The 19,361-nt window shown below is 55.5% G+C and carries 18 protein-coding genes and 4 tRNA genes; 19 read left to right on the plus strand and 3 right to left on the minus strand.

From position 1 onward, the window contains the following. Positions 1-141 precede the first annotated feature (141 nt). The 5 genes from pnpS (at position 142) to phoU (ending at position 5,845) form a co-directional block, all read left to right on the plus strand. Complete coding sequence (gene pnpS, locus PSTEL_RS09625; RefSeq protein ID WP_038694883.1) at positions 142-1,938, plus strand: two-component system histidine kinase PnpS; 1,797 nt, start codon at positions 142-144, stop codon at positions 1,936-1,938. A 68-nt stretch (positions 1,939-2,006) separates the two neighbouring features. Next, positions 2,007-2,735, plus strand: a complete 729-nt coding sequence (locus PSTEL_RS09630; protein WP_038694885.1) for a response regulator transcription factor — start codon at positions 2,007-2,009, stop codon at positions 2,733-2,735. Positions 2,736-2,829: 94 nt separating this feature from the next. Next, complete coding sequence (locus PSTEL_RS09635) at positions 2,830-4,248, plus strand: methyl-accepting chemotaxis protein (protein ID WP_052098321.1); 1,419 nt, start codon at positions 2,830-2,832, stop codon at positions 4,246-4,248. A gap of 70 nt (positions 4,249-4,318) precedes the next feature. Further along, positions 4,319-5,110 carry a phosphate ABC transporter ATP-binding protein PstB gene (pstB, locus tag PSTEL_RS09640; RefSeq protein WP_052098322.1) on the plus strand — a complete coding sequence of 264 codons (792 nt, stop codon included), beginning with the start codon at positions 4,319-4,321 and terminating at the stop codon, positions 5,108-5,110. Positions 5,111-5,185: 75 nt separating this feature from the next. Beyond that, positions 5,186-5,845: a phosphate signaling complex protein PhoU gene (gene phoU, locus PSTEL_RS09645; RefSeq protein ID WP_038694887.1), complete on the plus strand. Its 660-nt coding sequence runs from the start codon at positions 5,186-5,188 to the stop codon at positions 5,843-5,845. Between the two features lie 103 nt (positions 5,846-5,948). Here the strand turns inward: phoU and PSTEL_RS09650 are convergent, their stop codons facing one another. Then, entirely contained in the window at positions 5,949-6,851 is a 903-nt protein-coding gene (locus PSTEL_RS09650; RefSeq protein ID WP_425415262.1) for a phosphatidate cytidylyltransferase, read from the minus strand. A gap of 106 nt (positions 6,852-6,957) precedes the next feature. Here PSTEL_RS09650 and PSTEL_RS09655 point away from each other — a divergent pair, with 106 nt between their 5' ends. The 6 genes from PSTEL_RS09655 to PSTEL_RS09680 all read left to right on the plus strand — a co-directional run bounded on the left by PSTEL_RS09655 (position 6,958) and on the right by PSTEL_RS09680 (position 13,381). Next, on the plus strand, positions 6,958-7,506 hold the full coding sequence (locus tag PSTEL_RS09655) for a hypothetical protein (protein WP_038700538.1): 549 nt from the start codon (positions 6,958-6,960) through the stop codon (positions 7,504-7,506). Between the two features lie 167 nt (positions 7,507-7,673). Then, positions 7,674-10,340 carry a DNA polymerase I gene (gene polA, locus PSTEL_RS09660; protein ID WP_038694891.1) on the plus strand — a complete coding sequence of 889 codons (2,667 nt, stop codon included), beginning with the start codon at positions 7,674-7,676 and terminating at the stop codon, positions 10,338-10,340. A gap of 53 nt (positions 10,341-10,393) precedes the next feature. Continuing rightward, positions 10,394-11,230, plus strand: a complete 837-nt coding sequence (mutM, locus tag PSTEL_RS09665; RefSeq protein ID WP_038694893.1) for a DNA-formamidopyrimidine glycosylase — start codon at positions 10,394-10,396, stop codon at positions 11,228-11,230. A gap of 193 nt (positions 11,231-11,423) precedes the next feature. Then, positions 11,424-12,209 (plus strand): manganese efflux pump, encoded by a 786-nt coding sequence (locus PSTEL_RS09670; protein ID WP_038694895.1) that lies wholly within the window; start codon positions 11,424-11,426, stop codon positions 12,207-12,209. A 9-nt stretch (positions 12,210-12,218) separates the two neighbouring features. Further along, positions 12,219-12,818: a dephospho-CoA kinase gene (coaE, locus tag PSTEL_RS09675; RefSeq protein WP_038694897.1), complete on the plus strand. Its 600-nt coding sequence runs from the start codon at positions 12,219-12,221 to the stop codon at positions 12,816-12,818. After that, entirely contained in the window at positions 12,815-13,381 is a 567-nt protein-coding gene (locus tag PSTEL_RS09680; RefSeq protein ID WP_038700539.1) for a lytic transglycosylase domain-containing protein, read from the plus strand. Before coaE ends, PSTEL_RS09680 begins: the two co-directional genes overlap by 4 nt. An 81-nt stretch (positions 13,382-13,462) precedes the next feature. On the opposite strand, the gene PSTEL_RS09685 is transcribed toward PSTEL_RS09680, so the two are convergent. Continuing rightward, positions 13,463-13,693 carry an alpha/beta-type small acid-soluble spore protein gene (locus PSTEL_RS09685; protein ID WP_038694899.1) on the minus strand — a complete coding sequence of 77 codons (231 nt, stop codon included), beginning with the start codon at positions 13,691-13,693 and terminating at the stop codon, positions 13,463-13,465. Positions 13,694-13,833: 140 nt separating this feature from the next. Here PSTEL_RS09685 and nrdR point away from each other — a divergent pair, with 140 nt between their 5' ends. The 5 genes from nrdR (at position 13,834) to PSTEL_RS09710 (ending at position 17,041) form a co-directional block, all read left to right on the plus strand. Continuing rightward, entirely contained in the window at positions 13,834-14,307 is a 474-nt protein-coding gene (gene nrdR, locus PSTEL_RS09690) for a transcriptional regulator NrdR (protein ID WP_038694901.1), read from the plus strand. Between the two features lie 162 nt (positions 14,308-14,469). Continuing rightward, a tRNA-Ala gene (locus PSTEL_RS09695) sits at positions 14,470-14,545 on the plus strand. Positions 14,546-14,551: 6 nt separating this feature from the next. Beyond that, a tRNA-Lys gene (locus PSTEL_RS09700) sits at positions 14,552-14,624 on the plus strand. A 251-nt stretch (positions 14,625-14,875) separates the two neighbouring features. Beyond that, positions 14,876-15,523, plus strand: coding sequence for a TetR/AcrR family transcriptional regulator (locus PSTEL_RS09705; RefSeq protein WP_052098323.1), 648 nt, complete (start codon positions 14,876-14,878; stop codon positions 15,521-15,523). Positions 15,524-15,544: 21 nt separating this feature from the next. Continuing rightward, the gene (locus PSTEL_RS09710; protein WP_038694903.1) at positions 15,545-17,041 is read left to right on the plus strand and encodes a DHA2 family efflux MFS transporter permease subunit; all 1,497 of its coding nucleotides are present in this window, start codon (positions 15,545-15,547) and stop codon (positions 17,039-17,041) included. Between the two features lie 234 nt (positions 17,042-17,275). Here the strand turns inward: PSTEL_RS09710 and PSTEL_RS09715 are convergent, their stop codons facing one another. Beyond that, positions 17,276-17,974 carry a helix-turn-helix transcriptional regulator gene (locus PSTEL_RS09715; RefSeq protein ID WP_052098324.1) on the minus strand — a complete coding sequence of 233 codons (699 nt, stop codon included), beginning with the start codon at positions 17,972-17,974 and terminating at the stop codon, positions 17,276-17,278. Positions 17,975-18,348: 374 nt separating this feature from the next. On the opposite strand from PSTEL_RS09715, the gene PSTEL_RS09720 reads away from it, so the two are divergent. From PSTEL_RS09720 to PSTEL_RS09730, 3 genes are all read left to right on the plus strand, one after another. Continuing rightward, complete coding sequence (locus PSTEL_RS09720) at positions 18,349-19,011, plus strand: nitroreductase family protein (RefSeq protein WP_038694905.1); 663 nt, start codon at positions 18,349-18,351, stop codon at positions 19,009-19,011. A gap of 130 nt (positions 19,012-19,141) precedes the next feature. Beyond that, positions 19,142-19,217: transfer RNA gene (locus tag PSTEL_RS09725), tRNA-Ala, on the plus strand. Positions 19,218-19,223: 6 nt separating this feature from the next. Beyond that, a tRNA-Lys gene (locus tag PSTEL_RS09730) sits at positions 19,224-19,296 on the plus strand. Positions 19,297-19,361 lie beyond the last annotated feature (65 nt).

The following is a 19,361-nucleotide window of genomic DNA, read 5'->3' on the forward strand; positions in this document are numbered from 1 at the left end:
ATGGGCCGGACACGGAAGGAGTGCGTCCCAGGCTCAGTCTTAACCGTTCCTGAAATGACCGCTGGCGTTCTCTCCGGTTTCCGGCTACCATAGAAGACGGAAGAAAGAGCTGAAGCAAGAGGGAGAGAGAGGCAGCAGACCATGAAACCGTTTCGGGTCCGACTTACCTTGATTTTAATGATTTTGATCGGTATTTCCATTGTAGGGGCGGGCCTTACAATGGCGTATTTGTTCAAGGATTCCCATGTCGGGGCGCTGGAGGACAATATGTCCCGGGAGATTGATCTCCTTACCGGGACCATGGAGTTCCGGGACATGGACAGTTCCGAGGCGCTGGCCTATTATACCGCCCAGGCGCAAAGAATCGGCCGGCTGACGCAGTCCCGCGTCACCTTCATCCGGGAGGACGGTACGGTTATCGGCGATTCCGAGAAGGACCCCAAGCTGATGGACAACCATCTTGGCCGGGAAGAGGAGCTGCAGGCCGCCAAGGATGGCATCGGACGGGCTATCCGCCACAGCGATACGATCGGCCAGAATATGCTCTATGTCGCCAAGAAGGTAGCCTCGGAGAACGGCTCCTTCAAAGGCTACATCCGGCTATCGATGGCACTTGATGCCGTCGAACAGGGACTGAACCGGGCCTGGATGATTATGGCTGGCGGGCTTGTACTACTGTTCGTCGCAGCCGCGCTGGTCAGTTACCGGGTCGCCTACGGGCTTACCTCGCCGCTGGAGCAGATTACAAGGGTGGCCCGGCGCATTACCGACCTGGATTACGACGCCAGGGTGCCCCTCAGGCGCAAGGATGAGATCGGCCAGCTGGCCAGCGCCATCAACGTGATGGCGGACAGCCTGCAGACCCAGCTCCGCACGATCCGCGACAACGAGAATCTGCTGCAGAGCGTGCTGGACAATATGACCGGAGGCATTCTGCTTGTGAATGAGGATGAGCAAATCGTTCTGCTCAACAAAGCGGCGGAACGGATGCTCGACGTCAGCGCAGCCGATATGGTCGGGCGGAACTTCCGGGAGCTGAAGCGCCATTTCGAGCTGACCCGCATTCTGGAGGAGGGGCTCTCGCACAGGGAGCCGGTCCATGAGGAACGGAACTTCTACAATTCCGGCGAACGCACTATGCGGATGGACGGCGTACCGATGAATCAGGGCGGCAGCTATCAGGGCATGCTCTTCCTGCTGCAGGAAGTTACGGAGATTCGCCGGCTTGAACGGATGAGAAGTGAATTTGTCGCCAACGTTTCACATGAGCTGAAGACGCCGGTCGCGGCAGTCAAGGGATTCGCGGAGACGCTGCTCGGCGGCGGCGTCAAGGACGAGAAGACAGCCAACTCGTTCCTGCAGATTATTTACGATGAGAACGAGCGTCTGAACCGGCTGATCGGCGATATTCTGGAGCTGTCCAAAATCGAATCCAAGCGGGTGCAGCTTGACTGCTCTCCGATTCATCTGGAATCCTTCTTTCAGTCGCTGCTGGAGACGCTCAGCAAGGTGGCGGAGAAGAAGAGCATTTCCCTCAGCATGGACGTTCCAGAGGAGCTCTTCATCGAGGCCGACGAGGATAAGCTGCGGCAAATTTTTCTGAATTTGCTCTCCAATGCGATCAATTATACACATGACGGCGGCAGCGTCCGGGTAACGGCGGCCAGCCGGGTGAAGACGGACGGGGATGAGACGGTGGTCTTTTCCGTGTCGGATACGGGAATGGGCATCCCCCGCAAGGACCTGCCGCGTATCTTCGAGCGCTTCTATCGCGTGGACAAGGCAAGGTCCAGAAGCTCGGGCGGCACCGGTCTCGGCTTGTCGATCGTCAAGCATTTGACGGAGCTGCATCACGGAACAATCTCTGTGGACAGCGATCTCGGGATCGGAAGCACCTTCACCTTGGAGCTGCCGCTGCTTCAGGAAGAGGAAAGTTAAGGTTTTACACACGGTTAACATTCCGATGATATGATGAGCTTGTCAAAAATAATAAGGCGGGGGAATCTATGACTCAACGATTGCTTGTCATCGAAGACGAGCCGACGCTGGCCCGGCTGCTGTCGTACAATTTGACGCAGGAAGGCTACGACGTCACGCTCGAGGATCACGGAACGGCGGGATATGACCGTGCGGTTAAAGAACAGTTCGATCTTATTGTCCTCGATCTCATGCTTCCGGGGATGAACGGAATCGATATTCTCGATAAGCTGCGTGGACAAGGCATCCGGACGCCCATCATCGTGCTCACGGCCAAGAATGCCGAGGAAGATGTCGTCCGCGGCTTGAAGTCGGGAGCCGACGACTATATGACCAAGCCCTTCGGCGTGTCCGAACTGCTGGCAAGAGTCAGCGCCGTGCTCCGCCGCGTATCCGGCCTCCCGGATGAGCCGCAGGAAGGGCAGAAGCCGGGCGACTCCACGATCATTCTGGGTCAGCTCGAGATTTACCCCGAGCGCTATGAAGTCAGCCTTGGAGGCCAGAGCATCAATTTACGTCCCAAGGAATTTGAAGTGCTGCTCTATCTGGCCCGCAAGCCGGGTGTTGTGCTGACACGCGATGATCTCATGAACGCCGTATGGGGCTTCGATTATATCGGGGGCCAGCGGACGGTGGACGTGCATGTCAGCTCGCTGCGCAAGAAGCTGGAGCTGGACCCCGATTCTGTTCATATCGACTCCATTCGGGGTGTCGGTTACAAGCTGGTTGTGAACAAACAAAGAACTCCGGTCGTTTAACGGCGACGGGGTTCTTTTTTTTACAATGAGCCGAAATTCCCATGACATTTGTCTTATAGTCTGAAAACAAAATGAAAGACTATCGGAGGGATTCATGGTGCAGGTACTGACCAAGAGCGATGAAGAAGTGAAACGGGAAGAAGCGAAAGAAGAGAGGGAGCTTCCCGTGGATCGGGACCTTCTCTGGCGCCAGCGTGAGGAAGCCGAACGCAACGAAGACCGTCTTCGTGAGAAGCGTCGAGCAGCTAAAGGGGGGACTTCTGACGCACAGGCGGATAAAGCTGCTGCTGATGTGGACCGCACGGACATGCCTGTAAGCGCAAGGACGAATGGGGTTTCAGCCTCGGTACAGCAGTCAGATCCTGTCTTGACCAGCGGGAAGTCTCCTCTTGAAGCAGAGACGTCTCATTCGGATGCCGGACTGCCGCACGGCTCAAGAGAAGGCGTTGCGCTGGCCGATTACTGCCAGCCGGTTCCGGAGGTGGGAGGGTTAGTGAACTGTCTGGAGGCGCTGGCCGTATTCCGGAGTCATCCCGACGCCCCATGCCTGGTCATAACCGACGCTTCCGGAGCTCCCGGAGGGCTTCTCATGCGCGACGCGTTTCACCGCAAGCTTGCGGGACGGTTCGCAGCGGAGCTGTTCTACTCCCGGCCTGCCTTACAATTTGCCGACAGAGAGGCTCTGACCGCAGAGATTAACGATCATCCCTCAGAGGTAATCGGACGTGCCCTGAAGCGCAGCGAGTCGCAGTTCTATGATTCCGTCGTAATTAATCACGGCGGCAGACTGAAAGGCGTATTGACGGTGCGGGACCTGATGAGGCTATCCGGCCGGCTGCAGGAACGGGCCGAGGAGGAGCGCCGGCTTGCCGTCGAAGGCAGCTTCACCCATGTCGGCTCCATGGAATCGGCGCTTCAGGAAGCGGCGTCCGCGGCGGATGCAGCCCGCTTGGAATGCGAACGGATGGAGCAGTGGATTGAAACGGGATCGGGCAAAATGGATCATGTTCACACCTCCTACCTCCGTGTGGAGGGACGGATCGCGGAGCAGCGGGACCAGGTCGCGAAGCTGCTGGAGCATGTGTCGGAAATCGCCTCCCTCACCGGCGAAATCGGCGGAATCGCCGAGACCAGCGAGCTCCTGGCGCTCAACGCCTCCATCGAGGCAGCCCATGCGGGCGAGCATGGCCGGGGCTTTCAGGTTGTAGCTTCCGAGGTCCGCTCGCTCTCCCATCACACCCGCAGGCTGACGGAGAGCATCTCCGCGCTGCTCGCCGGAATCGGCGGGCTGGCCGGACGCACCGCCGAGCTGACCGGCGCCGCATCCGGCGACATCGCCGGCGGGGCAGGGGAAGTGGCCGCAGCCAAAAGCCTTTTCCAGAATCTCCGTACCGCCGTCGGGGCGGTAGAACAGGCCGATGAGGCGGCCTGCCGCCTGGCCCGGCAGAGTGCGGAACGTGCGCGGGAGGTCAAGAATCGGCTGATGGCGATGGGTGATTTTACACAGCGTTAACATTTCTCAGGAGTGTCATTAACAAACCGGGGATATACTTGTACCGAAGATGCTGAGAAGGAGAACGCATATGAACGCCACCCTGGCTACCGATACGAAGACTGACAAGAAGACCATCATCGACATAGAGAAGCTGAATCTGCACTACGAAGCCTTTCATGCGCTCAAGGATATGGATTTGCAGGTTCCCGAGAAGGCCGTTACAGCTTTTATCGGACCCTCGGGCTGCGGTAAATCCACGCTGCTGCGCACGCTGAACCGGATGAACGACATGATTCCGGGCACGGTGATCGAAGGCAAGGTTCTCATCGAAGGAACTGACATTTACGGTGCGGACATTGAGGTGGAGAGCCTGCGCAAACAGGTGGGCATGGTGTTTCAACAGCCGAATCCTTTCCCGAAATCGATTTATGACAATATCGCTTACGGTCCTCGCCTTCATGGCAAGCCGGCCAAGGCAGAGCTTGATCAGCTTGTGGAGCAGAGTCTCCGTCAGGCCGCTCTCTGGGACGAAGTGAAGGACTTTCTGAAGAAATCGGCGCTCAGCCTGTCCGGCGGACAGCAGCAGCGGCTCTGTATCGCCCGCGCGCTGGCCGTTCAGCCCGACATTCTGCTCATGGACGAAGCGACCTCTGCGCTTGACCCGGTATCTACGCAGAAGATCGAAGAGTTGATCCAGGAGCTTCGCAAACAATATACCATCGTCATGGTTACCCACAGCATGCACCAGGCCGCGAGAGTGTCCGATAAGACCGTCTTTTTCCTGAACGGCGTCATTGTAGAAGCTGCCGGAACGGAGCAGCTGTTCTCGAATCCGAAAGATTCGCGCACCGAAGATTACATTTCCGGAAGATTCGGTTAAGTCCCGTCCCCGCGTGGAGGGAGATTGTACGATAGATCCGGAAGACATATAGATTCGAGGAGGATACCCTATTTTATGATCCGAAGAGTGGAATTTGATAAAAGCCTGGATGAGCTGCGCAGCCTGCTCCGCCAAATGGCTGAACATGTGGTTAACGCATTGGAAGGCGCAGTATTCTCCCTCCAGCAGCAGGATACGAACCGCGCGCAGGAGATTGTGCAGGCTGACATTCGCCTGAATCAGATGGAAGAACAGATCATGGACATCGGCTCCCGGCTGATTATTACCCAGCAGCCTGTGGCGAAGGATCTTCGCCGGATCATCGTGGCCTTCAAAATCTCCAGCGATCTGGAACGCATGGGCGATCTTGCGCTGGACGTCGCGAAGGTTACTCTGCGTCTGCATGGGCAGCATCTGATCAAGCCGCTGGTGGATATCCCGAGAATGGCCGATATCGTGAAGACGATGACCTCCGAGGCCATTACTGCTTATCTGGACGAGAACACCGATCTGGCTCACAAAATGGCGCTTGACGACGACCAGGTCGATCATCTCTACAGTGCCATGATCAACGAGCTGTACGGCTACATGGTGAAGCAGCCCGAAACGGTATCCCAGGCCATGCTGCTGACACTCGTTGGCCGCTACATTGAACGGATCGCGGATCACGCGACCAACATCGGTGAAAGCGTCGTGTACCTGGTGACAGGCAAGCGGCCGGATCTGAACCGGTAGTCTTCCGCAAGGAACGGGAATGGACAATATTGAAGCATAGCCGCCCTTTGAACCTTATCTTAAGCGTTCAATGGGCGGCTTATTTATTTTAAAGAAATGCCCCTTACATAAAATCATAGAAATACCGGATCACATGGAGAAACACCGGCGATGTATAGGTGAGGCTGTCAATCAGGCTGAGATAGCTCTTCTTCGTCGCCTGCGCCTTGTCGTCGTCGCCAATCAGCAGATCGCGCTTTAGCACGGAGACGGTCAGGCTGCCGAAGAACCCGCTCAGACTGATCAGCGCGCCGGTAAAGAGCGCGAAGGGGCGGGCGATCGGAGTCAAGTATGGGGCAATGAAGAAGGAGACCGCCGTAGTCACAAGAAGCGAGCAGGCGAAGCCTTCCCAGGTCAGATTGGGATTGGCGGTCGGAACGATCCTGCGTCTGCCGAAATAAAGGGAGAAGAGTACGTGAACGACGTCGCCGAGCTGGGTAAGGACAACCAGATACAGCACAAGTCCGGCACCGTACTCCGGCGAGGCGACCTGGAAATACGCGAGATGGCTAAGTCCGAACACCATCAGCATAAGCCCCCACTGCGTGGAGCTGACGCTGCGGAGGAACCCTACCGTTCCTTTGTTGATCAGCCTCGGCAGCGGCAGGAACAGCGATACATAAATGGGGATGAAGACGATGAACATGCCGTACCAGCCGGTGTAGATCCAGTAGAACTGGATCGGGATCGCCAAATACGCCCACAGGAACAGTCTGCGGTCCGCTTTGCGGGTGCGGATCATGGAGAAGTATTCCTTGAGCGCGAAGAAGATCAGCACCATTAAGCTCAGCATAGAGACGACAGAACTGAGCAGGGTGGCCAGGCAGAAGATGAAGAACATGCTCCACCACGTTTTGACGCGAAGGGCGATCGGGGTATAGTCCTTGTCCGGCTGAATGCGGTCCACAATATAATAGATGAAATGAAACGCCGCCAGTGCGGAGAAGACGAGAATGAGCAAGAGCATCGAATGGTTCAAACGCGATCACCAACTTGTCGAAAAATAGAATTTATGGAAGGTTCCTATGTTATTATGAAGGAAGAATTCATTTTTGATAAGGGGATTTCGCATGATGGCTGCCGAACATTCCGTCTTTATACTGCTTACCAATACCGGGACACTGTTCACCCGTGTCATCCAGACTTATACCAAAGCCCCGTACAATCACGCTTCGATCTCCTTCGACCGGCAGCTGTCGGAGCTGTACAGCTTCGGAAGAAAGGACCCCGGCAATCCCCTGAACGGAGGCTTCGTGCAAGAGGATATCAAGACAGGAACGTTTAGCAAGTACCCGGAGACGACCTGTGTCCTCTATGAGCTTAAGGTTACAGAACGGGAAGTCGAGAAGATGAGAAGGGTGCTGCATGTCTTCTTACGCAGCCGTAACAAATATTTGTATAATCTGCTTGGCGTGATTGGCGTCGCGCTGCAGGAACCGGTTGAGTTCAGCAATTCCTACTTCTGCTCGCAGTTCGTGGCGGAGATTCTGCAGCGCTCCGGCATCAAGCTGTGGAACAAGCTGCCTGCCCTCGTAACGCCGGATGATCTGAGAAAGTGCGGCCAGCTCACCTTGATTTATGAAGGCAAGCTGAGTGATTATGAACCGGGGCTGCGGACTTGAGCGAAGAGGTGAGGGTTTGCCTGCCTTTTTTTCAAATCATGTACTGTACGGAAGCACATGAACAGAGAAGGATACCGAAGCGGCCGGCTGTCGCGGGGGATTCCTTCTTTTTTTCGCCGGGCGTGTGGTAAGATAGAAGCGATAAGCAATTGAAGACGAGGTGCATAATGGACAAGGACAAGCTGATTTTAATAGATGGAAATAACGTGATCTACCGGGCATTCTTCGCCATGCCTCCTCTGACGAACACGGCGGGCCAACAGACCAATGCCGTCTACGGCTTCACGACGATGCTGCTGCGCCTGATTGAAGAGCATAAGCCGACCCACCTGATCGTCGCTTTCGACGCGGGCAAGGTTACCTTCCGCCATGAGGGCTACCAGGATTATAAGGGCGGGAGACAGAAGACGCCGCCGGAGCTGTCGGAGCAGTTCCCCCTGCTGAAAGATCTGCTGAAGAATCTGGGCGTTCCCCAGTATGAGATCGTGAACTATGAAGCGGATGACATCATCGGAACCATCTCCCGGGAAGCCGATGAAGCGGGCCGCGAAGTGATGATCGTCTCCGGGGATAAAGATATGCTGCAGCTGGCGTCGGATCATACGAAGATTGCGCTGATCCGCAAGGGCGTGACGGAAATCGAACTGTACGGCCCGGAGGAAATCCGGAGCAAATACGATCTGACGCCGGAGCAGATCATTGACCTCAAAGGTCTGATGGGCGATGCGAGCGACAATATCCCGGGCGTGCCGGGAGTCGGCGAGAAGACTGCGCTCAAGCTGCTTGCCCAGTTTGGCTCGGTCGAGGGCGTTATCGCCGGAACCGGTGAGCTGAAGGGCAAGATGAAGGAGAAGCTGGAAACGCATGCCGATGATGCGGTCATGAGCAAGAAGCTCGCTACCATCTTCCGCGAAGTACCGTTGACCCATTCATGGGAGGATATGAAATTTTCCGGTCTCAAGAGCGACACGGCCGGCCCTGCGCTGGCGAAGCTGGAGTTCAAGTCGCTGCTGGAGCGGCTGAATCTGAGCGGCCATGCGCCTGTGGATGGAGAAGTCGCCGCACCGGCGCCGGAGCTTGACATTGTGATAGCTGCGGGCGGGTCGGAGCTTGATGCAGCTGTTGCAGCGTTGCCGGAGGTCAAGGCGCTGCATGTGGAGACCTACGGCGACAATCCTCACCGGTCCGAGGTGATCGGAGTGGCGCTCTCGACGCCGGAGAAGCATTATTTTGTGCCGTTCGAGACGCTGAAGAGCGGTGAGGCCGAGGCGTTGCGCGCCTGGCTGGCGGATGAGAAGTCGCCGAAGAACGGCTATGATCTGCACCGCGCGGACCTGGCCCTGCATTGGCAGGGCATTCCCTTCGCGGGTGCGGTCCATGATGTCCAGCTGGCCGCCTACCTGCTGGACCCGACCGAAGCGAACCAGAACTTAAGCGATCTGGTTGCCAAATACGGGCTGCCACATCTGGCGGCGGACGAAGAAGTGTTCGGCAAGGGTGCGAAGTACAAGGTGCCGGAACTGGCGGTGCTGGGCGCCCATGTCGCCGCCAAGAGCGCGGCTGTGCTCGGCGTCGTGCCGAAGCAGGAGCAGGATCTTGCCGATACGGCCATGCTGAAGCTGTTCCACGACCTGGAGATGCCGCTGTCGCGTATTTTGGCCGACATGGAGAAGCAGGGCATCCTGGTTAACCAGGATGGACTCAAAGAGCTTGGACGTGAATTCGAGCGGACGATTGCCGGGCTTGTGGAGCAGATTTATGAGATTGCGGGCACCGAGTTCAATCTGAACTCCACGAAGCAACTGGGTGAAATCTTGTTCGACAAGCTGGGCCTGCCGGTGGTCAAGAAGACCAAAACCGGTTACTCCACCGACGCCGAGGTGCTGGAGAAGCTGGCCCCTTATCATGATATCGTACAGATGATTCTGCAGTACCGGACGATCGCCAAGCTGCAATCGACTTATGTGGAAGGGCTGCTGAAGGAAATTGCGCCTTCGACGGGCAAGGTCCACACCTTCTATCGCCAGACGATCGCCGCAACCGGTCGGCTAAGCAGCCAGTTCCCTAACCTGCAGAACATCCCGATCCGGCTGGAGGAAGGCCGCAAAATCCGCAAGGTCTTCGTCCCTTCCGAGCCGGGTTGGTCGATTCTGGCGGCTGACTATTCGCAGATTGAGCTGAGGGTGCTGGCGCATATTTCGGATGATGCCAGACTGAAAGATGCGTTCCTGCATGATATGGACATTCATACGAAGACGGCGATGGATGTATTCGGTGTGCCGGCCGAAGCGGTGGACAGCAATATGCGCCGTTCTGCAAAGGCGGTCAACTTCGGCATTGTCTATGGCATCAGCGACTATGGCTTGTCGCAGAACCTGAACATTACCCGTAAAGAAGCTGCCAAGTTTATCGACGCTTACTTTGAAGTATTCCAGGGTGTGCGTCGTTATATGGATGACATCGTGAAAGAGGCGCGCAAAGCGGGCTATGTCACAACGCTGCTGGAGCGCCGCCGCTATTTGCCGGAGATCAATGCGAGCAATTTCAATCAGCGGTCGTTCGCCGAGCGGACAGCGATGAATACGCCGATTCAGGGCACCGCTGCCGACATCATCAAGCTGGCCATGATTCACATGGACCGCGCGCTGTTCGAGCGGGGACTGAAGAGCCGCATGCTGCTTCAGGTGCATGACGAACTGGTCTTCGAGGTGCCGGAGGATGAACTGGAGATTATGAAGACTCTCGTGCCGGAGGTAATGGAAGCCGCGCTGAAGCTGTCCGTGCCGCTCAAGGCTGAGGTAAGTTATGGAAGCGACTGGTATGAGGCGAAATAAAGTCCCGCGCCCCCGGCTTATCTTGGTATAATGAAAGCTGAGGTGATGACATCATGCCGGAACTTCCGGAGGTAGAGACCGTTAAGCGAACATTGAACACCTTGATTCACGGTAAAAGAATACAAAAAGTCACCGTCCGGCTGCCCCGGATTATCCGGCGGCCGGACGATATCACGATATTTGCGCATATGCTGGAAGGCCATACAATCCAGACGGTGGAGCGGCGCGGCAAATTTCTGCGTTTTCTGCTGGATGGACTCGTGCTGGTCAGCCATCTGCGGATGGAGGGGCGGTACGGCCTGTATGCCGAGGGCGATCCTCTGGACAAGCACAGTCATGTGATTTTCCACTTCGATGACGGCACTGAGCTCCGGTACACCGATGTCCGGCAGTTCGGGACAATGGATCTGTTCCTTCCCGGCGAGGATCTTCTTCAGCAGCCGCTGAAAAATCTGGGGCTGGAGCCGCTGTCTCCTGATTTTACGGCGGAGGCGTTTAAGGCTCTGCTTGCCGGGAAGAATACAAAAATCAAACCGCTGCTGCTCAATCAGGCATACGTGGTCGGCATCGGCAATATTTATGTGGATGAGTCCCTGCATGCTGCAGGCATTCATCCGGAGAGAGCTGCCGGTTCCTTGACCGATGAGCAGATCGTCCGGCTTCACGACTCCATTGTCGATACGCTGACGAACGCGGTGAACGCCGGCGGCTCTTCCGTTAAGTCCTACGTGAACGGCCAGGGAGAGAGCGGAAGCTATCAGCATAAGCTTCGGATATACGGGCGTAAGGATGAACCTTGTTACACTTGCGGCTCCAAGGTGGAGAAGAGCGTTGTCGGGGGACGGGGCACGCATTTTTGCCCAAGCTGCCAGCCTCCGCTGCTGACCTAGGCCGGTTTATTCTGGATTCTCCAGTCTGCGCTGGATTGCGCCGGATAATTAGTTGTTTCACACGGTTTCAAGAAGGATGACACCACCGGGACCTCCCGCCCATATACTGGGTGAAGAATGCTACATTAGCGAACGACGGCTTGAGGGGTTGAAGGCCCCTTATAGCCCCGGTTCTTCACGGGAGGGATTGCGGGTGTTTAGCCCTTTTGTTTCACTGCTGCTGCTGGCTTTTGCCCTGAGTCTGGACGGTTTCGGCGTTGGCGTTACATATGGTCTGCGCAAGCTGAAAATTCCTTTGTTCTCGGTTCTGATCATTGCGCTGTGTTCAGGCGTTGTGATGAGCGTGTCGATGCAGGTCGGCGTGCTGCTCTCATCGGTTGTATCTCCCGGGATTGCGTCCCGTATCGGCGCTGTCATCATTTTGCTGATGGGCTGCTGGTCGCTGGTGCAGATGCTGATCCAGAAGGATGACGGCAAGGCGGCCGAAGCGAGGGGCGGCGAGCAGGCTGAAGCAGGTGAACATGCGGGAGAGAACGGCAGTGAATGTGTGCCTGTGGAGCTTGATGTGGTCTTGACGTCATCCGGGCCGTCTTTGCCAGAACCGGTGCGCGCAGATGATGGGAATCAAGACGAGAAGTCCGCCGTATTCTCGCTGGAGCTTCGGCGTCTTGGGATCGTCATTCAGATTCTGCGCACCCCGTCGTCGGCGGATATGGACAAATCGGGCAGCATTTCGCCCCTTGAAGCGCTGGTCCTCGGGATTGCGCTTTCCCTTGACGCATTCGGAGCAGGGCTTGGCGCTGCGCTCTTGGGCTTTGAACCGCTGCGGACTTCGCTTACGATTGCGCTGTTCAGCGGAAGCATTCTGCTTCTGGGGCTTCATACCGGCTTCCGGTTCTCCGGAAGCTCCTGGATGAAGCGGGCTTCGCTGCTGCCGGCGCTCTTATTGATTGCCATTGGAATACTGAAGCTGTTATGAGGTGAAAACATGATTATGGGTTTGACCGGAGGAATAGCCTCCGGCAAAAGCACCGTGTCCGCCCTGCTGGTGAGCAAGGGAGCAAGGCTCGTCGACGCCGATGCCATTGCCCGGGAGATCATGCTCCCCGGACACGAGGTGCTGGCCTCCGTTGCCGAATTCTTCGGCGCGGAGGTGCTGCAACCCGACGGAACGCTGAACCGGTCGAAGCTGGGGGACATCGTATTCCGCGACCCTGAAGCCCGGAAGACGCTCAACGGGCTAACCCATCCGGTGATCCGCAGGATTACCCGGGAGCGGATGGAGGCTTTTGAGCGGGAGGATGCTTCCCGGCTTACTATCGTGGATATTCCGCTGCTCTACGAAACGGAGCAGGAGGATCTGTTCGAGAAGATCTTGGTGGTTTATGTACCGCGTGAGGTGCAGATTCAGCGGCTGATCGCCCGAAATGGGCTGACGGAGGAACAGGCCAAGGCCCGGCTCGATTCGCAGATGGATATTGAGCTCAAACGGGAGAAGGCCGACTACGTGATTGACAACAGTGGCGATCCCGCCGAAACAGAGAAGCAGATCGAGCAGTTGATGGACAGGCTGGGATTTACATGCTGAGGCTGCTGCGCAAAAAACGGGTTCTGCTTCTCTTGTTCATCGGCTTCACCGCCGTTCTGTTTCTCAGCACGAACTGGATGTCCTGGTTCTATCCCATCCATTATAAAGAGGATATCCGCAAGCACAGCCTCACTTATCAGGTCGACCCCTTTCTTGTCGCAGCCATCATCCGGGTCGAGACGAACTACAAGACCGGCAAGGAATCCCGTAAGGGAGCGCTGGGACTCATGCAATTGATGCCTGACACGGCGAAATGGGCGCTCGAGAAGGCCAAGCTGCCCGATGTTTCGCTGGACAAGCTGAGGGATGAACCTTCCGCTAACATTGAGCTGGGAACCTGGTATCTGCATACGCTGTCAGGAGAGTTCGGCGGCAACCGTGCGATGATGATTGCGGCTTATAATGCGGGGCCGGGGAAGGTGAAGAGCTGGCTGGAGGACGGTTCCTGGGACGGAAGCGAGGAGCAGTTGAAGAATATTCCGTTCGGTGAAACGCGGCACTATGTGCAGCGGGTCATTTATTATTACAATCAGTATGTTGAAATCTACGGAAACATGTTCTGACCCAAAATTCAACGCATAAAGAAGTGCCGGCGGCCTGAAGGCCGCTCAGCACTTCCAAATCATTGCCCTGTTAAAGGCGAATTACTGGAATTGTCCAGCCAGCTGTTGTTCGGCCAGAGTTACCAGACGTTTGGTGATGTATCCACCGATCGAACCGTTTTCGTAAGAAGTTTTATTGCCTTGATATCCGTCCGGGGAAAGAGTGATACCAAGTTCTTGGGCAACCTCATATTTCAGTTGCTCCAAAGCGGCGTTGGCTTTAGGTACAACCAGGTTGTTGGTGCTGGAGCTGCCATTGCTTGCCTGTGCCATTGTTGTTCACCTCCTATCGGTTGGTAACAGTATTATGTGCCGAACCTGCCATATTCATAACCGGAACGGACAAGGTGTTTACTGGAAAAAAAGTTCCTCTTGATAACCCAAATACAATGCGAAGGAAGTGACCGCGAGGCATGAAATGCCCTTATTGCGACCATACCAATACCAAGGTGCTGGACTCCCGTCCGGCCAATGAGAACAGATCCATCAGACGCAGGCGAGAGTGTGAGAAATGCAGCCGCCGTTTTACCACATTTGAAATGGTGGAGGAGACTCCGCTGATTGTGATCAAAAAGGGCGGCAGCCGCGAGGAATTCAGCCGTGATAAAATTCTCCGGGGCCTGATTCGCGCCTGCGAGAAACGTCCCGTCTCCGTTGAGCGTCTGGAGATGATCGTCTCCGAGGTCGAGAAATCGCTGCGGGGCATCGCCGTCGCCGAAGTGGAGAGCCGTCAGATCGGCGAGCTGGTCATGGAACAGCTGTATCCGGTGGACGAGGTTGCCTATGTACGCTTCGCGTCGGTATACCGCCAGTTCAAGGACATCAATATGTTCATGAAAGAGCTGAAGGCGCTGCTGTCCAAGAATGAAGATGAGGATGTGCTGTAAGACGCTGCGGCATCTTGCAGATCGATCGTCGGATGGAGAGGACAGTTACGTGAATATAGAAAAGTGTTGACATCAGGTTTGGGATTCTGTATTATATAAAAGTCGGCTGTGAGATATTGCTTAGTGGACAAGCCGATCAGCATACATATCCCAATTCCATAAGGGGCCTTAGCTCAGCTGGGAGAGCGCATCGCTGGCAGCGATGAGGTCAGGGGTTCGATCCCCCTAGGCTCCACCATATTATGGACTCTTAGCTCAGATGGTAGAGCATTCGACTCTTAATCGACAGGTCCAGGGTTCGAGCCCCTGAGAGTCCATTATAAGTAAAGACGGCAGAGATGCCGTCTCTTTTTGCGTATTCAGGAGAAGAGCGGTACAGCAGCGTGTCCTCCCGAATTCACGTGTTACGGATAGAAAATCTTTTCGGCATTAACGGTCGGTTCCGGGGTTAAAATGACATCAGGCGTGTTGACAGTTCTGCGGAACGAGAGTATATTAAACAATGAATTAAACAATGTTTAAATCGATGCTTAAATTGGCATTACTAAGGAGGAGAACATGAAATAGTATGGCTAAGGGAGAAGAATCGGCGGCGTCTGGCGACAAAGCAACGAAACAGCAAATTCTAGACGCCACGATCGCATTGATCCGCGAGGAAGGAATTGCGAACCTGACAATGCGGCGGATCGCCGCCAAAGCGGGCAGCAATCTGGCGCTGGTCAATTACCACTACCACTCCAAGGATAATCTGTTGGAAGAAGCTACGCGCATGCTGATTTCCGGTTTCGACGACGCATTTGGCGCGCTGGAGGACGAGAGCCTGCCGCCAAGAGAGCGGCTGCTGCGTTTTTTCAAGGCCTATGTCGGCTATCTTCGTCAGTATCCGGGACTAGCGAAGCAGATGGTGGACCAGAGCGGAAACATCCTGCGTTCCATTCATAAGTATTCCCAATACAGCAAGACGATAAAGAGAAAAAAAATGCTGGAGACACTAAGCGGCATCAGTGGCGTGACCGACGAGAAGCGGCTGCAGCTGATGATGGTACAGCTCCAGGGAGCTGTGCTGATTCCGATTGTCATGTACCCCTGCGGAAGAGACGAGGAGGCGGAAGTGGAGTCACCGTTCCAGAATCTCCCGTCGGTCGACGAACAGATTGAGAATCTGTTTGACCATTATTTTTACCGGTATGACCGGGGTGCCTCGCAGCATCAATAATTAAGTAGTGGAGATGAAAAAATGAAACCTACTGTACAAGGCGCCGCGGCCGCCGAAGAAAGCTTTTCGCTGAAAGCCATTATTCCGCCGCTGCTGGCGATTATCGTCGGCATGATTATGGTTATTCTGGACAGCACTGTTGTCAATGTGGCTATCCCCGCTCTGGTGGATTACTTCGATACGAGCCTCAAAACCGTTCAATGGACGATTACAGGATATACGCTTGCTCTGTCTGCTGTTATACCTCTGGCTGGCTGGATGAGCGACCGCTTCGGCGCCCGGCGGGTGTTCCTGGGCACGATCATTATGTTCGTCATCGGCTCTGTACTATGTTCCGTCTCTCAGAGCTCGACGCAGCTGATTGTCTTCCGGATCATTCAGGGTCTTGGCGGGGGGATGGTCGCCCCGATCGGTATGGCGATGGTATTCCGGCTGGCACCGCCCGAGCGCAGAGGCTCGATTATGGGCATGCTCGGAATTCCGATGCTGCTGGCGCCAGCGCTGGGGCCGGTGCTGTCGGGCTGGCTGATCGAGTATGCAAGCTGGCACTGGATCTTCCTGATCAATCTGCCGATCGGCATTCTGGCCGTCGTGCTGGGCTTCAAATATTTGCCGATTACCGAGCGGCATGAGACGCCGCATCTGGATTTGCTGGGCATGATCCTCGCTCCGATCGCGTTTGCGATGCTGGCTTACGGCGTCAACGAAGGGGGCACGGATGGCTGGTCAACGACAGCCGCCATCACGGGCCTTGTCGTCGGCGGGGTAGCGCTGCTGCTCTTTATCGTGGTGGAACTGATGCAGAAAAATCCGCTGCTGGAGCTGCGCGTCTTCGGCTCCTCGCATTTCACCAGAGGCATTCTGCTGGCCTGGATTACACAGGCTGCCCTGTTCGGCTCCATGCTGTTCGTGCCGCTGTATTTGCAGCAGGTGCGCAGCTATACGCCGCTTGAGACCGGACTTATCCTTCTGCCGCAGGCGCTGGCTTCGGGAATCGGGATGCCGCTTGGCGGCAGATTGTTTGACAAGATCGGTGCCCGGCCGCTGGCTTTTGTCGGGTTGATCATCATTTCTGGAGGACTGTTCCTGCTGTCGGGAATTACGGTCGATACCAGTCTGCCGCATATTATGCTGTGTCTGGGCATGATGGGGCTCGGAATGGGCCTGACGATGATGCCGGTTAACACCCATGTGTTGAACTCGGCTCCACGCCATCTGGTCGGTCGCGTTACACCGCTGACGACGGCGGCGCAGCAAGTGGTAGTCTCGTTCGCCGTTGCGGGGATGACTGGCTATCTGACTTCGCGGATTACCGCGCATATGGCGGAGGCTGGCAAGGGCGGCAACCCTCTGGCTGCTGCATCGCAGGGCTTCGACGATGTGTTCTTCTTCACGGCCTGCATCGCCGTGGCCGGCGTTCTGTTCAGCCTGTTCCTGCGCAAGCCCGCCTCTGACGGCGGGAACTCCGGGAAGAAAGCCGCTCCTGCTCCCGAAGCTGCTTCGATGATCGGACATTAATTGCACGAAGAGCATGTGTACGAAAAATGCCATGCAACTGGCTGCCGAGAATTCTCGGCAGCTTTTTTGTGCCTGTGAGTGCGGTATTGGAGCATAACAACAATCGGAAGCCAACAATCGTAAGCCAACAATCGTAAGCAACAGCAGATGCCTTCCCGAACCGGTAATCCGGTCTCGCGGGAAGGCATCTAACCTACACCTCAAGCTTGCAAGCACTGCCAGCACGGACAGGCTTCAAGAGTCCAGCATGTTGCGGTATTCCTGAGGGGTCATGCCGTAATGCTTCTTGAAGAGCTGGATGAAATAGCTGGGCTTCTGGTAGCTGAGCTGGACGGAGATTTCGTAGATTTTGTTCGGAGACTCCGCCAGCAGCTCCTTCGCGATCTCCATCCGCACCTGCAGGATGTACTCGCTGATGCCCTCGCCGGTCTCCAGTTTGTACACCTTGGAGAGATAGGAGGGATTCAGAAAGACATGGGCTGAGATGCTCTGAAGCGACACCGTGCCCGGATTGAGGGCGATATACTCCTGAACCTTGCGGATGATGGACGAGCGCGAATCTTTCTCCACCATACTGACGGACCGGCGGTATGCGGCGATGACCCGCTCCGTCCAGGATCGGAGCTCCTCCACGTCGCTGCCGGCGGGGCGGCCCTGTGCCAGTGCGTAGAAGTCTTCGGGCAGGGTGTCGGCCAGCCACTTCTTGGTCCGGTGAATGAGCGATACGATGGATGAAGCGATATTCAAATAGGTCTCCAGAATATGCTCTTGCGAGTCCCGCCAATGTTCCTTCAGCTCGCGGAAAATCGCATCCGCCTTGTCCTCGGCGGCTTCCCACTGGCCCATTTCCAGTAATGATCCCAGCGTCGGCGCCCGGTACAGCTCGCCGAGACTTCCCATCTCGCCGCGTTCCGGCTCCTTCGCCAGCGACATGAACAGCTCGGCGTCGCGGCCGATGAACTGGCGAAAACCGGCTACCGACGATTGGTAGAGGGAGGATCATCTACGGCCAATCGCCGATCGACGACTTCGACAAGATGGTCGAGAACTGGAAGAAATCCGGCGGCGACCAGATTACGAAGGAAGTCAACGAATGGTATCAATCGGCTTCGGGCAAATAACTTCCTGATCCGACCCTCCATATCCGGTACATGTGAAAAAGGAACGCTGCATCTATATTTGCGGCGTTCCTGTTCGTGTAATATTCAACCGAAATGATGCGTATCATATAAATTAGTATAGACGGATGTGATTGCCAAAGTGGTATTATTGCTAATAAAAATAGCAAATTCCAAGGAGGAGAAATCATGTCCGATTCACAATCGTCCCAGAAACTGGAGGGACAGCTGTTTGATGATGTTGTTAAAGGGCGCCGGTCCGTACGCAATTATGACCCTCACTCCAAGGTTTCGCGGGAAGTGCTGACCGAAATATTGCAGCAAGCCGCGCTGGCACCTTCGGCTGCCAACCTGCAGCCTTGGCGCTTTCTCGTTATAGACTCGCCGGAGCTCAAACAAAAGCTGCTTCCGATTGCGTTCAATCAACAGCAGGTGGTTGAAGCATCGGCAGTCATCGCTGTTCTTGGGGACCTGGAAAGCGTCAGCATGGCCGGGAAGATTTACGGTCAAGCGGTTGAAGCGGGGTATATGTCTGAGGATACGGCTAAATCCTTCACCGAGCGCTATACCGCGATGTATTCCAACATGTCCTCACAAGACATCCGTCAAATTGTCATTAATGACTGCGGGATGGCATCGATGCAGTTCATGCTAGCCGCCCGCGCCAAAGGCTACGATACGGTTCCGATGGGAGGGTATGACAAGGCGGGATTCGTGGAGGCTTTTCACATTCCTGACCGGTACATTCCCGTTATATTGATTGCATTCGGCAAGGCTGCAAATCCTGGTCATCCAACTGTGAGGCTGCAGATCGAAGAGATAGTGTTCTTTAACGAAATCCTTAAGTCATAAGAAATGATAGTATAATGGATAGGTTCCGGGATAGGGTGAACATTATGAGAAAAAAGTGTTGCATTCTATCTCGGAACTCTGTATAATATTTTCTTGTGAGTGACTTGTTAAACTCTATTAAAAAAACTACGGGGCCTTAGCTCAGCTGGGAGAGCGCATCGCTGGCAGCGATGAGGTCAGGGGTTCGATCCCCCTAGGCTCCACCATATTATGGACTCTTAGCTCAGTTGGTAGAGCATTCGACTCTTAATCGACAGGTCCAGGGTTCGAGCCCCTGAGAGTCCATCACAGAAGAAACGGCAGAGATGCCGTTTTTTTGTTTTGAAGCGGTTGTCCTTTTTTCCTGTTCT

Origin of the sequence: Paenibacillus stellifer, assembly GCF_000758685.1 — a bacterium.
GTDB classification, from domain to species: Bacteria; Bacillota; Bacilli; order Paenibacillales; family Paenibacillaceae; genus Paenibacillus_AQ; species Paenibacillus_AQ stellifer.

What these genes read in the sequence shown, in the direction of transcription:
- nrdR (WP_038694901.1), top strand. Translation starts at nt 13,834, where the DNA reads ATGAAATGCCCTTATTGCGACCATACCAATACCAAGGTGCTGGACTCC.
- PSTEL_RS09630 (WP_038694885.1), top strand. Translation starts at nt 2,007, where the DNA reads ATGACTCAACGATTGCTTGTCATCGAAGACGAGCCGACGCTGGCCCGG.
- coaE (WP_038694897.1), top strand. Translation starts at nt 12,219, where the DNA reads ATGATTATGGGTTTGACCGGAGGAATAGCCTCCGGCAAAAGCACCGTG.
- PSTEL_RS09705 (WP_052098323.1), top strand. Translation starts at nt 14,876, where the DNA reads ATGGCTAAGGGAGAAGAATCGGCGGCGTCTGGCGACAAAGCAACGAAA.
- PSTEL_RS09685 (WP_038694899.1), bottom strand. Translation starts at nt 13,693, where the DNA reads ATGGCACAGGCAAGCAATGGCAGCTCCAGCACCAACAACCTGGTTGTA.
- pstB (WP_052098322.1), top strand. Translation starts at nt 4,319, where the DNA reads ATGAACGCCACCCTGGCTACCGATACGAAGACTGACAAGAAGACCATC.
- PSTEL_RS09720 (WP_038694905.1), top strand. Translation starts at nt 18,349, where the DNA reads ATGTCCGATTCACAATCGTCCCAGAAACTGGAGGGACAGCTGTTTGAT.
- phoU (WP_038694887.1), top strand. Translation starts at nt 5,186, where the DNA reads ATGATCCGAAGAGTGGAATTTGATAAAAGCCTGGATGAGCTGCGCAGC.
- PSTEL_RS09715 (WP_052098324.1), bottom strand. Translation starts at nt 17,974, where the DNA reads ATGTCGCTGGCGAAGGAGCCGGAACGCGGCGAGATGGGAAGTCTCGGC.
- PSTEL_RS09650 (WP_425415262.1), bottom strand. Translation starts at nt 6,851, where the DNA reads ATGCTCTTGCTCATTCTCGTCTTCTCCGCACTGGCGGCGTTTCATTTC.
- pnpS (WP_038694883.1), top strand. Translation starts at nt 142, where the DNA reads ATGAAACCGTTTCGGGTCCGACTTACCTTGATTTTAATGATTTTGATC.
- mutM (WP_038694893.1), top strand. Translation starts at nt 10,394, where the DNA reads ATGCCGGAACTTCCGGAGGTAGAGACCGTTAAGCGAACATTGAACACC.
- PSTEL_RS09710 (WP_038694903.1), top strand. Translation starts at nt 15,545, where the DNA reads ATGAAACCTACTGTACAAGGCGCCGCGGCCGCCGAAGAAAGCTTTTCG.
- PSTEL_RS09635 (WP_052098321.1), top strand. Translation starts at nt 2,830, where the DNA reads ATGGTGCAGGTACTGACCAAGAGCGATGAAGAAGTGAAACGGGAAGAA.
- polA (WP_038694891.1), top strand. Translation starts at nt 7,674, where the DNA reads ATGGACAAGGACAAGCTGATTTTAATAGATGGAAATAACGTGATCTAC.
- PSTEL_RS09655 (WP_038700538.1), top strand. Translation starts at nt 6,958, where the DNA reads ATGGCTGCCGAACATTCCGTCTTTATACTGCTTACCAATACCGGGACA.